Source organism: Gottschalkia acidurici 9a (assembly GCF_000299355.1).
Classification (GTDB): Bacteria; Bacillota; Clostridia; order Tissierellales; family Gottschalkiaceae; genus Gottschalkia; species Gottschalkia acidurici.
Window position 1 is genome coordinate 70,590 of record NC_018664.1, and the last position, 14,226, is coordinate 84,815.

The following is a 14,226-nucleotide window of genomic DNA, read 5'->3' on the forward strand; positions in this document are numbered from 1 at the left end:
AATGTGAAAAGTATTTGTTTTAATCATAGATATCAGTATAGCTATATATTTTCAGTATAAATGGAAGTACAGTTTTCTTATTAAAAGATATTAAACCATACGATTACAATAATTTGTTACTATCAAATTAAGTACCAATTAACCATATGTGAAGGTGTGTAACAACCAGCCATTTATACTTAAGAGAAGACTAGTTGTACTAAATATATTGAAAAATAAATATAGAATGTTATCCTAGATATGTGGGATAAGGGTTTATTACTATAAAATTCATTTTTAGTCTTATTAAGACTAAAGTAAGATGAAACAACTTTCATAAGGGGTGGGGCTACATTATAGTAAAAATATGATATCAATAACTTTGTGAACTAAATAGTATAGAATAAAAAGCTACTTCACAGGATATCACAGAAATCATTATATTTTTCTTAATAAAAAATGTTTCTTGCTAGGTGTCTTTGCAAGAAACATTTTTTATCCTCTAATTAAACAGCTTTATTTTTTCCAGACACTTTATCTAGTCCAAATTTACTATGAAGTGCATTAAGAGCCTCAACACCTTTACCTTCCTCTATTATACAAGAGATTTTGATTTCAGATGTGCTTATCATACCGATATTTATTCCTAAATCGTATAGAGTTTGGAAGAAAGAAGATGCTATATCTGCACTTCCAGCTATACCAGTACCTACTATAGATACCTTAACTACAGATCTATCATATAGTACCTCTTTAGCTCCTATTTCTTCAGCAACTTTTCTTGTAACGTCTAAAGCTTCGTTAAGTTCATCACCTTTGACAGTAAAAGTAATATCATTTACTGAATTTCTAGTTACGTTTTGTATTATCATATCAAAGAATATACCATTAGAAGCTAAAGCAGAGAATACCTTAAAAGCTATACCAGGTTTATCAGGAACCTCTATAACTGATACTTTAGCTATATCTTTATCTAGTGCCACACCACTTACTATCGCTTTTTCCATAGAATTCACCTCCGCAATTTCTGTCCCAGGATTATCATTTAGACTAGATCTAACTATAAGAGGCATATTATACTTTCTAGCTAATTCTACGGCTCTTGGGTGAAGAACACCTGCGCCTAAACTTGCTAATTCTAACATCTCATCATAGCTAATCTTATCTATTTTGTTAGCTGTACTAACCAATCTAGGGTCTGTAGTATATACACCATCAACATCTGTATATATCTCACACTTTTTAGCTCCTATAGATGATGCTATAGCAACTGCCGAAGTGTCAGATCCACCTCTACCTAGAGTAGTTATATCGTTTTTTTCATTTATACCTTGGAAACCAGCTACTATAATTATGTTTCCTTTACTCAGTTCACTTTTAAGTCTTTGAGTATTAATCTCCTTAATACGTGCATTTTTATGCTTACCTGTAGTTAAAACACCACATTGAGGTCCAGTAAGTGAGATAGCTTTGTGCCCTAAAGAGTTTATGGCCATAGATAGAAGTGATATAGATATCTGTTCTCCAGTCGAAACAAGCATATCTAACTCTCTACTAGATGGATTTAGAGTTACTTGCTTTGCTTTCTCTATAAGTTCATCAGTAGTATCTCCCATAGCGGAAACCACCACTATTACATCACTACCACTTTCTTTAGTTTTAATAATTCTCTTTGCTACATTAAATATTCTTTCCACATTTCCTACGGATGTTCCACCATATTTTTGAACTATTATATTTTCCATCTAAAGTCCGTTATGCAAAACCTATTTGTTCAATGCACTTGATTTTGCCAAAAGTTTTACTAACGGGATTCACTCCCTTCTATAATATATTTTTATTACGATGTTATATATTAACGTTCTCGCTTTCGATTCTTAAATAGCAGAAACTTCCCTTTGGTAAATTAAGTTTAGCTATCATAGACTCCATACTTTCAGAATCTATTTTTTCTGTTAATATAACTAGTTCGTGTCCTGAAGATATAACCTTATGATTTAATCCAATATCATTAATACTATTTAATAACTTATCACTATTTACATTGGATACTCTCATATAGTAATTTCCTTTAAATAATTTAGAACCACTTGGTTTTATATCAGTGTTGTTAGTAAAGCTATACTCTTTATAGTTTTCAAGAACTATATCTAGTATATCAGTAACTACAGCATTTGCAGTAGGATTTTTACCAGCACCTCTACCATAGAATTGTAGCTCGTCTACTATGTCTCCCTCTATAGAAACGATGTTGAAAGCATCTTTTACACTAGCAAAAGGAGCAGAATCATCTACAAGTAATGGCTCTACAGAAGCCGAACATTCATTACCAGCAATAGTGGCACTCCCAATAAGTTTAGGTACAAGAGATAAATCTTTAAAGTTTTTTATATCTGAAGCAGATACAGAAGTTATACCTCTACACACAACATCATCAAAACCTACATGAGCTCCAAATCCTAAAGATGCTAATATAGAGATTTTTCTAGCAGCATCGAAACCTTCAATATCATCAGTTGGATCAGCTTCAGCATATCCGTATTTATGAGCTAGAGATAAAGCTTCATCAAAACTTAAATCTTCATCATACATTTTAGATAATATGAAGTTTGTAGTTCCATTTAATATCCCTTTTATATTAGAAACAGAGTTTATTTTTATAATGTCTTTAAGGCCTTTTATAACAGGTATACCGCCGGCAACACTAGCCTCATATAAAAGTCCTACGTTATTTTCATCAGCTAATTTGTGAAGTTCATCTAAGTATGGTGAGATAACTGCTTTATTAGCTGTAACTACATGTTTACCACTTCTAAGAGACTTAATGATATATTCATAAGGTAGTTCTATACCACCTAAAACTTCTACTAATATATCTATGCTAGAGTCGTTTAAAATGTCATCCACATTTTCAGTTAAAATACTAGGATCTACACCTAAACCTCTATCTTTGCTCTTATCTCTAACTAATATTTTAGATATCTCAATATTTTTTCCAGTAGCTTTTTTTAAGCTTTCCTTTTTATCTCTCAATATTTCATAAACCCCAGAACCCACAGTTCCCAGACCTAATAAACCAACCTTAACCATTACCAATAACCACCCTTTCGTATATAATTTATTATCCGATATTAAAAACCTAGCGCATAAAATAACCACTTTTAAATAGTTTTCGTTAATTAAACTTTATATATCAAAGCAAATGAACCCCGCTTAGTCACTACTTAAATATTTCAAAGTGTAATTGTATAAAAAACACTTGTGTTTCACTGAAAAACATTATATCATATAATAGACATTAATCAATAGGTTTTATAAATATTTTTAAAAAAATACTCGGAGGTAATAGATATGAGTTTATATTATAAAAGTACTAGAGGAGACAGTGAAAAAGTAAATTCACTAGAAGCAATAGTTAAAGGTATAGCAAATGATGGAGGTTTATATGTACCTTCATATATAGAAAAAATAGATATGAGCTTAAATGAATTATCTAAAATGAACTATCAAGAATTAGCATACTATATTATAAATAAATTCTTTCCAGACTTTAGCGAGGAAGAGCTTAAAGACTGTGTAAATAGTGCGTATGATGAAAAATTTGATACTAAAGAAATAGCACCAATAGTAGAAAAGTCAGGAGCTTATTTTTTAGAGTTATTTCATGGTCCAACATTAGCATTTAAGGATATGGCACTTTCAATACTACCTTATTTATTAAAAACATCAGCTACAAAATTAGACTATTTAAAAGAGATAGTAATACTTACAGCTACTTCTGGAGATACTGGGAAAGCTGCACTAGAAGGATTTAAAGATGTAGATGGAATAAAGATAATAGTTTATTATCCAGAAAACGGAGTTAGCGAAGTGCAAGAAAGACAGATGATAACTCAAGAAGGAAAAAACACTTATGTAGTTGGAATAAAAGGAAACTTTGATGATGCTCAAAGTGGAGTAAAGGAAGCCTTTAACAATAGAGAATTTAATTTAGATTTAGATAGTGAAGGATATGTATTATCTTCAGCGAATTCTATAAATATAGGAAGGCTAGTTCCACAAGTGGTATATTACTTCCACGGATATATAGAGCTTTTAAGAAGTGGTAAGATAAAAGAAGGAGATAAAATAAACGTAGTAGTTCCTACAGGAAACTTTGGAAATATATTAGCAGCCTTTTATGCTAAAAAAATGGGCTTACCTATAAACAGATTTATATGTGCATCTAATGAGAATAATGTACTATCAGACTTCTTTAAAGATGGTGTATATGATAGAAGAAGGGAATTAAAGCTTACTAATTCACCATCTATGGATATATTGATTTCAAGTAACTTAGAAAGACTATTATATGAATTAAGCGGTGAAGATGATGAGAATTTAAAAGAACTTATGGATAAACTTTCACAAGATGGTATATATGAAGTTTCGGATAGAATAAAAGTTGGATTAAAGGATTTCTATGGTAACTTTGCAACGGAAGAGGAAACACACAGTGCAATATCAAAAGTATACAAAGGTACAGATTATGTAATGGATACTCATACTGCGGTAGCTTATTCTGTATATGAAAAATATAAAGATGAAACAGGAGACAATACTCCTACAATAATAGATTCGACAGCGAGTCCATTTAAGTTCACAAGAAGTGTTAGTGATTCATTAGGAATAGAGATAGAAGGTAAGAATGACTTTGAACTTATAAAAGAACTATCTAACAAGACTGGACTAATAATACCAAATTCTATAAAGGATTTAGAAACTAGAGAAATCTTACACAAAACAGTTTGCAATAAGGATGAGATAAAAGAAGCTATAAAAAAATATTAAAAAGTTAGGTGAAAATTTATGATAGAGGTTATAGTACCAGCAACAAGTGCTAACATAGGGCCGGGCTTTGATACTTTAGGGATTGCACTCAATATTTACAACAAGTTTACAGTCGAAGAAATAGAGGCAGGATTAATAATAGAAGGTTGCGAAGAGAAGTATGCAGATGAAAGTAATCTAGTATACCAGTCTATGGTTAAGTGCTTTGAAAAAGTAGGATATGAGCCAAAGGGAATAAAAATATCTATAGAAACTGATATTCCAGTATCAAGGGGATTAGGAAGTAGCGCTACTTGTATAGTAGGCGGAATAATAGCTGCTAATGAATTAGCTGGATCTCCCTTAAATAAAAAGAAAATACTAGAACTTGCAACAGAGATGGAAGGACATCCAGACAATGTAGCACCTGCACTATTTGGAGGAATGATTACTTCCGTATATGACGAAAAAGTTTATTATAGTAAAGTAAATATAGCAAAAGGATTAAAATTTTTAGCCCTTATACCAAACTTTAAACTATCTACTAAAAAGTCTAGATCGGTACTCCCAAAAGTTGTTCCTCATAGTGATGCTATATTCAACGTAGGAAGGGTAGCACTTATGATATCAGCATTACAAAACGGAGAGTTTGATTTATTAAAGATAGGTGGTCAGGATAAATTACACCAACAATATAGAGGTGCTTTAATAGACGGATATGACATAATACTTGAACATTGTAAAAATATCGGAGTAAAAGGAGTATTTCTAAGTGGAGCAGGCCCAACTATACTTGTAGCAGTAGAAGAAGATGATAATGAAACTTATAAAGAGATAAATAAAATTCTTGATACATTGGAGAATAAATGGGAGATAAAAGAATTAAGTATAGACTATAAAGGAGCTTTCTTTAAGAAAGTTTAGATTAAAGATAGGAGTAGAGTATAATATGTATTCTATAGAAAGTAAGTATCTAGTGATAGATAAAGATATACTTCCTGATGTATTTGAGAAGGTATTATTAGCAAAAGAGCTTTTAAGAACAGGTGAGGTTAAGGAGATAACGGAAGCAGTTAAGAAAGTAGGAATAAGTAGAAGTACTTTCTACAAATATAAAGATAGTGTATTTACGTTAGATGAAAGATCTATGGGTAAGAAAGTTACACTATCTTTCTTATTGAGTCATATGCAAGGGGTATTATCGAATGTATTACAAACTATATCTGCTAACGGCGGGAATGTATTAACTATTAATCAAGACATTCCTATACATGATGTGGCAAATGTAAGCATAACTTTTGATGTTAGTCACATAAAGATAAGTATAGAGGAAGTAATAGAAGAAGTAAAAAGTATAGAAGGGGTTCAAAAGCTAGTAGTAGTTACTATGGAGTAGTCTCAACAATACAAAGGGGGAGTGAAATGAAACAAAAAAGGTTAGTTGCATTAGGGGTATTTATACTATTACTTATTTTAAATACTGCGTTTAGTAGTGTAGAAAATAGTATTTACACTTCTAAAGGAGAATGGTATGAAGAGATACACACTCAGGGTTCGATTGAACAATTAGCACTGTTAGAAGTTGACGGAATTATTCAAGACACTGGGTCTGGATATGCAGGACTTGGAACTAATTATAATCATCAGACATTTTTAAAACAACTTGAGTATGCTTTTGAAAATGAAAGTATAAAAGGAGTTGTTTTAAAAGTAAATTCACCTGGAGGTGGAGTATTAGAGAGTGATGAAATTCATAGAAAAATAAGCTTGCTGAAAAAAGAACATAAAAAGCCAGTAGTAGTATATATGGACGGGGTTGCAGCTTCTGGAGGATATTATATTTCAGCACCTGCAGATAAAATAGTTGCAAATAGAAATACTATGACAGGTTCACTTGGAGTTATAATGGAAGGGACAAATTATCACCAACTTGCAGAAAACTATGGGGTAAAAACAGATGTTATAAAAAGTGGGGCTTACAAAGATATATTTAGTCCTATGAAAGAGATGACCCCTGAAGAGCGAGCAATATTACAGTCCTTAGTAGATGAAAGTTATCAATTCTTTGTAGATGTCATATCTGAAGGCAGAAAATTAAGTAAGGAAAGAGTGCTAGAAATAGCTGATGGAAGAATTTATAGTGCATTACAAGCAAAAGAGTTAGGATTAATAGATGAAATCGGATACTTGGAAGATGCTATATCTAGTGCTGCTAAGCTTTCAAATGCAGATAATCCTACAGTCGTTAAGTTTAAGCAACCTAAGTGGTCCGCATTTGACACTGTATTTAGCTATGTATCAAAATACTATAATAAGTCATTAGGAACTAATATGATAGAAATAGATAAATTTACGAAATCAGACCGTCCAAAGCTAATGTATTTATGGATTCAATAAGGGGTGGTAATCATGAGGACTTATAGATTAGCAGGATTTTGGACTAGATTTTTGGCTTATATGATAGATATTTTAACCATTGTATCAATATCCGGAATAATATTAAGAGGTTATGCTAAGGAGATTCCTTTCTTAGGCATAAGTATGGTATCTATTGGTATAATTGGCTTTATATATTTTACAGTAATGACTAAATTGCTAGGTCAAACTCTGGGAAAAATGATTATGGGAATAAAAGTAGTTAGAATAGACAATAAAGAGTTAGACTGGATAACACTTGTATATCGTGAGGGAATTGGCAGATTTATATCTCAGCTTTTAGGACTTCACTTAGGGTATATATGGTGTGGTTTCAGTCCTCGAAAACAGACCTGGCATGATAGTATAAGCGATACATATGTAGTTTTTATAGATGAACTAACTTGTAAGCATATGATCGAAGTTCAAGAGTAGTATCTTGACCTAAATGTAAGGATTGAAATAAGCGTGTTAATAAATTAACAATAGTTGAAAATATAAAAGATATATTATAAGATAATGGTGAAATAAGAAATGTAATATAGAACCAGATGAAGATAGTGTGAGATATCTATTGGAGATAGCCGAAGAAGCAATATAAAAGTATGCCAACTTTTATAGAAACTTTCAGGCAAAAGGAACGCTATTGGATGGGTCTCTGAAGAGATCGATGTAAATCGACACCGAAGGAGAAATACACTTATGTGTAGAAGCTCTCAGGTTTGAAAACAGAGGAATATATAGGCAGCTTAATTTACGCGCCTCTATATTCCTTTTTTTATAACATAGCATGAAATTCTGTATTTACATAATAATTACAGAAGAGTGGGCTAAAAATACACAAAAATATAAGGAGGTAATATTATAATGGCTAAAAGAACAGCTCTTTATGAAATGCATAAAAAACACGGTGGTAAATTAGTAGATTACGCAGGATGGGAACTATCAAGTGACTTCGCAGGACTAGGACTTGTAGCAGAACATCAAGCAGTAAGAAATGCAGTAGGTGTATTCGATGTTTCTCACATGGGAGAAATCGAAATCAAAGGACCAGAAGCGTCTAAATTTGCTCAATATTTAATGACAAATGATTTAGATTCAATAGGAGACGGTCAAGTTATATATACTTACTTCTGTTATGAAGACGGAGGAATAGTTGAAGACTTACTAGTTTACAAACGTAATGATCAAGATTTATTATTAGTTGTAAATGGTGCTAACATAGATAAAGACGTTGAATGGATAAACCAACACGCTTCTAAATTTGATGTTACAGTTATAGATAGCTCACCACAAATATCAGAAGTAGCAGTTCAAGGACCAAAAGCTCAAGCAACTCTTCAAAAATTAGTTAACTTTGATTTAGATGAAATAAAATTCTTCCACTTCAAAGAAGATGTAGACGTAGCTGGAGTAAAATGTATAGTATCTAGAACTGGATATACTGGAGAAGACGGATTCGAAGTATACTTTGCAAATGATGATTCAATTAAAGTTTGGGAAGCAGTATTTGAAGCTGGAGAAGAATTTGGAATACAACCAGCAGGACTTGGATGTAGAGATACATTAAGATTCGAAGCTAACTTACCTCTTTATGGAAATGAATTAACAAAAGATAATTCACCATTAGAAGCTGGATACGGTTTCTTCGTTAAAGTGAATAAAGAAAGCGACTTCATAGGAAAAGCAGCTCTTCAAAAACAAAAAGAAGAAGGATTAAAAAGAAAAGTAGTTGGATTCGAATTAGTAGACAAAGGAATTCCAAGACACGGATACCCAGTTGAAGTAAATGGTAAAGAAGTAGGATATGTAACAACTGGATATGCAGCTCCATCAGTAGGAAAAACTATAGGTATGGCTATGGTTGATATAGAATATACTGAATTAGGAACAGAATTAGAAATAGTTATAAGAAAGAAAAAAGCTAAAGCGAAAGTTATAAGCAGAAAGTTCTTAGAAAGACACAATAAATCAAAATAATACTGTTATAATAAATTTGTTGAGTTAGAGTTGCGCTTATAGCGACTCATTTGCTAAAATGATTATGCAGTAAAAAAAAATACAAACCAAACATTTAAGGAGGATTTTAAAATGAGCAAAATAGTAGAAGGATTATTATATTCAGAAGACCACGAGTGGATAAAAGTAGAAGGAAACGTAGTAACAATAGGAGTAACAGATCATGCACAAGATCAACTAGGAGAAATAGTATACGTAGAATTACCAGAAGTTGACGATGAGTTCAACGCTGGAGATGCATTCGGAGTTATAGAATCAGTTAAAGCTGCATCAGACTCATTCTTACCAGTATCAGGAAAAATAGTAGAAGTAAACGAAGCTTTAGATGACGAACCAGGACTAGTAAACGAAGACGCTTACGCTAACTGGATAGTAAAAGTTGAATTATCAGATGCTTCAGAATTAGATTCATTAATGGATGCTGCAAAATACGAAGCATTCTGTGCAGAATAATATAAATTATAAGATATAGAATTCTTATCTTCTATTGAAATAAGATAGAAGATAAGAATTTATAATGTGCTTAAATATATAGATAAAACGTAATGATTAAATCTTAAACGGAGGTGTAACTATGCATAGATATATACCTAACACTGATGCTGAGAAAAAAGAAATGCTTGATAGCATCGGGGTAAGTTCTATCGAAGACCTATTCAGTGACATTCCTAGTGATTTAAGATTCCAAGGAGACTTAAACATTGGTAAAGGACTGTCAGAATTAGAAGTAGTAAAACACATGCAAGATCTTGTAAGTAAAAACAAAACTACAGAAGAGTTAACTTGTTTCTTAGGAGCAGGAACTTATGATCACTATATACCATCAATAGTAAAACACTTAGCATTCAGATCAGAGTTCTATACAGCATACACTCCTTATCAACCAGAAATAAGTCAAGGAACTCTACAAATCATATTTGAATACCAATCAATGATCTGTAACTTAACTGGTATGGACGTAACTAATGCGTCTATGTATGATGGACCTACAGCTTGTGTAGAAGCTGCAATACTAGCTTGTTCAGATGCGAAAAAAGATAAAATTATAGTATCTAAATCAGTAAACCCTGAAACTAGAGAAGTTCTAAAGCCTTATTTACATGCTAGAAACTTAGAAATAGTTGAAGTAGACACTGAAAATGGTGCTACTAATCTTGAACAACTAAAATCTTTAGTTGATGAAGACACAGCAGGAGTTATAGTACAAAGCCCTAACTTCTTTGGTATCATAGAAGATGTTGAAGAAGTAGAAAAAATAACTCGTCAAGCTAAAAAAGCAAAATTAATAATGTACACAGATCCAATATCTTTAGCTGTACTAAAATCACCTAAAGACATGAACGTAGATATAGTAGTTGGAGATGCTCAAGTTTTAGGTAGCCCTATGGCATTTGGTGGTCCTCATATAGGTTTCTTAGCGGTTAATTCTAAATTAGTTAGAAAGATACCAGGTAGAATAGTAGGACAAACAGAAGATGTTGATGGAAACAGAGCTTTCGTTCTTACTCTTCAAGCAAGAGAGCAACACATAAGAAGATACAAAGCTACATCAAATATCTGTTCAAACCAAGGATTAAATGCAATTATGACTACTATTTACCTTACAACTATGGGTAAAGAAGGACTTAGAGAAGTTGCATTACAATCTACTCAAAAAGCACACTATGCATTTAACGAGTTAACTAAGAGCGGTAAATACAAACCTCTATTCCCAGGTCAATCATTCTTTAAAGAGTTCGCAGTAACTAGCGATAAATGTGCTAAAGAAGTAAACGAAGGACTTCTTAAAGAAAACATCCTAGGTGGATATGAGTTAAGTAAAGACTACAGTGAACTTGCAAACGGTTTACTTCTAGCTGTTACTGAAAAGAGAACAAAAGAAGAAATCGACAAGCTAGTATCTGCTATGGAGGTGTTATAACATGGCGAACAAATACGATAAATTAATATTTGAAGTGTCAAAAGAAGGTAGCAAAGGATATAGTTTACCTCAGTTAGACGTTGCAGAAGTTGAATTAAGTGATATAATTCCTAGCAAATATCTAAATGAAGGTAAAATTGACTTACCAGAAGTAGGAGAGTTTGAAGTAGTAAGACACTTTACTAACCTTTCAAACAAAAACCATGGACTAGATGCAGGATTTTATCCACTAGGATCATGTACTATGAAGTACAATCCTAAAATAAATGAAGATATGGCTGGATTAAGCGGATTTACAAACATACATCCATATCAATCAGAAGATACAGTACAAGGTGCATTAGAAGTTATGTATAACCTTGATGAGAAACTTTCTGAAATAGCAGGTTTCGCAAGAACAACTCTTCAGCCAGCAGCGGGTTCACATGGAGAGTATACAGGACTTTTAGTTATAAAAGCATACCATGAGAAAAACGGAGATACTCAAAGAACTAAAATAATAGTTCCAGATTCAGCACACGGTACTAACCCATCTTCAGCTCAAGTTGCTGGATTTGATATAATTGAAATAAAATCAAATAAAGATGGTTCAGTTAACGTAGAAAGCTTAAAAGCAGCTTTAGAAAACAAAGAAGAAATAGCAGGACTAATGCTTACAAACCCAAGTACATTAGGGCTATTTGAAAGAAATATAAAAGAAATAACTAGCTTAGTACATGAAGCAGGTGGACTAAACTACTATGATGGAGCTAACATGAATGCTATCATGGGTAAAGTAAGACCTGGAGACATGGGATTTGACGTAATGCACTATAACTTACACAAAACTATGTCAACACCTCACGGCTGTGGTGGACCAGGAGCAGGTCCAATAGGAGTAAGAGAAGACTTAGTTGAATTCTTACCAACTCCAGTTATAGAGAAAAAAGATGACAAATTCGTATTAGACTATGATAGACCTAACTCAATAGGAAGTATCAAAGGATACTACGGAAACTTTAGTGTATTAGTAAGAGCATACACTTATATATTAACTATGGGAGCTGAAGGATTAAGAGAAGCTAGTGAATCAGCTGTATTAAATGCAAACTACATGATGAACAAACTTAAAGAAGATTACTATTTACCAATCGACCAAGTTTGTAAACATGAGTTCGTATTAGGTGGACTACAAGACAAGTCAACAGGAGTTACAACTATGGATGTAGCTAAGAGATTACTTGACTTTGGATACCACCCACCAACAGTTTACTTCCCATTAATAATAAACGAAGCAATGATGATCGAACCAACTGAAACAGAAAGTAAAGCAACTATGGATGGATTCATAGAAACATTAATCACAATAGCTAAAGAAGCTAAAGAAGATCCAGACAAACTACACAACGCACCGTTTACTACACAAGTAAGAAGAGTTGACGAAGCTAAAGCGGCAAAAGATCTAATACTAAAATATACAAAGTAATAAAACAGGGGCTATCGTAAATGATTGGCCCCTTTTTTATTTTAGAAAAGAGGATAATTATGGAACTAAATGTACTATCTCTGGGAAAATATAATTATGAAAAAAGTTTGGAACTTCAATTTGATCTTTTAAAAAAAAGACAAGAAGATAAGATAAAAGATACATTAATATTGGTAGAACATCCCCATGTTATAACTCTAGGAAAAAATGCTCATAAAGAAAATATATTAGTTTCAGGTGAACATCTAAAAAAGAATGGAATAGATTTGGTAGAAATAAATAGAGGTGGAGATGTTACCTATCATGGGCCAGGTCAAATAGTAGGATATCCCATAATAAATATAAAAGAAAAGAAAATGGGAATAAAAGATTTTGTATCTAAATTGGAAGAAGTTTTTATAGCGTTATTAAATGAAAAATATGGTATAATTGCGATAAGAGATAATATAAATAATGGCGTATGGGTTGATAAGAATAAGATAGTGGCATTAGGATTGGCTGTGAAGAGATGGGTTACTATGCACGGTTTTGCATTTAATGTGGGTACTGATTTAAACTTTTTCAATCTTATAGTACCTTGTGGAGTACAAGGAAGAGGTGTTACTACTGTTGAAAAACTCACAGGAAAAGAAGTAGATCTTGAACAAGAAAAGTCAGACCTATTAAGATACTTTATAGAAATATTTAATTACACTAGTATAAAAGAAGTAACTATAGATGATTTGGAGGTATAGTCATGGCAGAATTAAAAAGAAAACCAGAATGGCTTAGAATAGAAAAGAGAAAAGGACAAAACTTAGGATATGTAAAGGGATTGCTAAACAAACTATCTTTAAATACTGTATGTGAAGCCGCTAACTGTCCTAATAGAGCAGAATGTTTTAGTAAAAAGACTGCTACATTTATGATTTTAGGAAGTGAATGTTCAAGAAACTGTAAGTTTTGCAACGTTACACATGGAAAACTACAAGAACCAGATCCTAATGAACCAGAAAATATAGCTAAAGCTACAGAAGAATTAGGACTAAAACACGTTGTTATTACTTGTGTTACAAGAGATGACTTAAAAGACGGTGGTGCAGGACATTTCGCTAAGACAATAGAAGAGATAAGAAAAAGAAATAATGATATAATAATAGAAGTATTAATATCAGATCTTAAGGGAAGGATAGAAGATCTTAAAGTAATAGTAGATGCTAACCCAGATATAATAAATCATAATGTAGAGACCGTTCCTAGCTTATATGATAAGGTAAGACCTATGGCTATATATAAAAGATCTTTAGATGTTATAGGAAATATTAAGAAATTAAATCCCAAGATATTCACAAAATCAGGAATAATGCTTGGTCTTGGAGAAACTGAGGAAGAAGTTATAGAGCTATTTAAGGATCTAAGAGAAGTAGACTGCGACTTTTTAACTGTAGGACAATACTTACCTCCATCATCAAAACATGTAGAATTAAAGGAATACATTACTCCGGAACAATTCGATAAATATAAGGAAGAGGCGCTTAAACTAGGATTTAAATTTGTTGCATCTAGCCCACTAGTTAGAAGTTCTTATAAAGCTGCTGATATGCTAGAGGCTGCTAAGTAAAGAACAAAGGTGTGTTAA

Annotated in this window: 13 protein-coding genes and 2 riboswitches; of the genes, 11 read left to right on the forward strand and 2 right to left on the reverse strand. The window is 32.3% G+C overall.

Going from position 1 to position 14,226, the window contains the following annotated elements; genetic code table 11:
- Nucleotides 1–485: 485 nt before the first annotated feature.
- Complete coding sequence (locus tag CURI_RS00325; protein WP_014966285.1) at nucleotides 486–1,724, reverse strand: aspartate kinase; 1,239 nt, start codon at nucleotides 1,722–1,724, stop codon at nucleotides 486–488.
- 103 nt (nucleotides 1,725–1,827) lie between these two features.
- A complete protein-coding gene (locus CURI_RS00330; RefSeq protein WP_051003926.1) occupies nucleotides 1,828–3,069 on the reverse strand; it encodes a homoserine dehydrogenase in 1,242 nt (413 codons plus the stop codon).
- 261 nt (nucleotides 3,070–3,330) lie between these two features.
- Between CURI_RS00330 and thrC the strand changes: the two genes are divergently transcribed.
- The 11 genes from thrC (at nucleotide 3,331) to lipA (ending at nucleotide 14,208) form a co-directional block, all read left to right on the forward strand.
- Nucleotides 3,331–4,809: a threonine synthase gene (gene thrC / locus CURI_RS00335; protein WP_014966287.1), complete on the forward strand. Its 1,479-nt coding sequence runs from the start codon at nucleotides 3,331–3,333 to the stop codon at nucleotides 4,807–4,809.
- 18 nt (nucleotides 4,810–4,827) lie between these two features.
- On the forward strand, nucleotides 4,828–5,712 hold the full coding sequence (gene thrB, locus CURI_RS00340; protein ID WP_014966288.1) for a homoserine kinase: 885 nt from the start codon (nucleotides 4,828–4,830) through the stop codon (nucleotides 5,710–5,712).
- Nucleotides 5,713–5,737: 25 nt separating this feature from the next.
- Nucleotides 5,738–6,184 carry an ACT domain-containing protein gene (locus tag CURI_RS00345; RefSeq protein ID WP_014966289.1) on the forward strand — a complete coding sequence of 149 codons (447 nt, stop codon included), beginning with the start codon at nucleotides 5,738–5,740 and terminating at the stop codon, nucleotides 6,182–6,184.
- 26 nt (nucleotides 6,185–6,210) lie between these two features.
- Nucleotides 6,211–7,185 (forward strand): signal peptide peptidase SppA, encoded by a 975-nt coding sequence (gene sppA / locus CURI_RS00350; protein ID WP_014966290.1) that lies wholly within the window; start codon nucleotides 6,211–6,213, stop codon nucleotides 7,183–7,185.
- A gap of 12 nt (nucleotides 7,186–7,197) precedes the next feature.
- Nucleotides 7,198–7,638, forward strand: a complete 441-nt coding sequence (locus CURI_RS00355; protein WP_014966291.1) for an RDD family protein — start codon at nucleotides 7,198–7,200, stop codon at nucleotides 7,636–7,638.
- 116 nt (nucleotides 7,639–7,754) lie between these two features.
- Nucleotides 7,755–7,856: riboswitch (glycine riboswitch) on the forward strand.
- Between the two features lie 3 nt (nucleotides 7,857–7,859).
- Nucleotides 7,860–7,937: riboswitch (glycine riboswitch) on the forward strand.
- Between the two features lie 133 nt (nucleotides 7,938–8,070).
- Nucleotides 8,071–9,183 (forward strand): glycine cleavage system aminomethyltransferase GcvT, encoded by a 1,113-nt coding sequence (gene gcvT, locus CURI_RS00360; protein ID WP_014966292.1) that lies wholly within the window; start codon nucleotides 8,071–8,073, stop codon nucleotides 9,181–9,183.
- 111 nt (nucleotides 9,184–9,294) lie between these two features.
- On the forward strand, nucleotides 9,295–9,675 hold the full coding sequence (gene gcvH / locus CURI_RS00365) for a glycine cleavage system protein GcvH (RefSeq protein WP_014966293.1): 381 nt from the start codon (nucleotides 9,295–9,297) through the stop codon (nucleotides 9,673–9,675).
- A gap of 121 nt (nucleotides 9,676–9,796) precedes the next feature.
- A complete protein-coding gene (gcvPA, locus tag CURI_RS00370; RefSeq protein ID WP_014966294.1) occupies nucleotides 9,797–11,143 on the forward strand; it encodes an aminomethyl-transferring glycine dehydrogenase subunit GcvPA in 1,347 nt (448 codons plus the stop codon).
- A gap of 1 nt (nucleotide 11,144) precedes the next feature.
- The gene (gene gcvPB / locus CURI_RS00375) at nucleotides 11,145–12,608 is read left to right on the forward strand and encodes an aminomethyl-transferring glycine dehydrogenase subunit GcvPB (protein ID WP_014966295.1); all 1,464 of its coding nucleotides are present in this window, start codon (nucleotides 11,145–11,147) and stop codon (nucleotides 12,606–12,608) included.
- 59 nt (nucleotides 12,609–12,667) lie between these two features.
- A complete protein-coding gene (lipB, locus tag CURI_RS00380; protein ID WP_014966296.1) occupies nucleotides 12,668–13,342 on the forward strand; it encodes a lipoyl(octanoyl) transferase LipB in 675 nt (224 codons plus the stop codon).
- 2 nt (nucleotides 13,343–13,344) lie between these two features.
- Nucleotides 13,345–14,208 (forward strand): lipoyl synthase, encoded by an 864-nt coding sequence (gene lipA / locus CURI_RS00385; protein WP_014966297.1) that lies wholly within the window; start codon nucleotides 13,345–13,347, stop codon nucleotides 14,206–14,208.
- The last annotated feature ends 18 nt before the right edge of the window (nucleotides 14,209–14,226 follow it).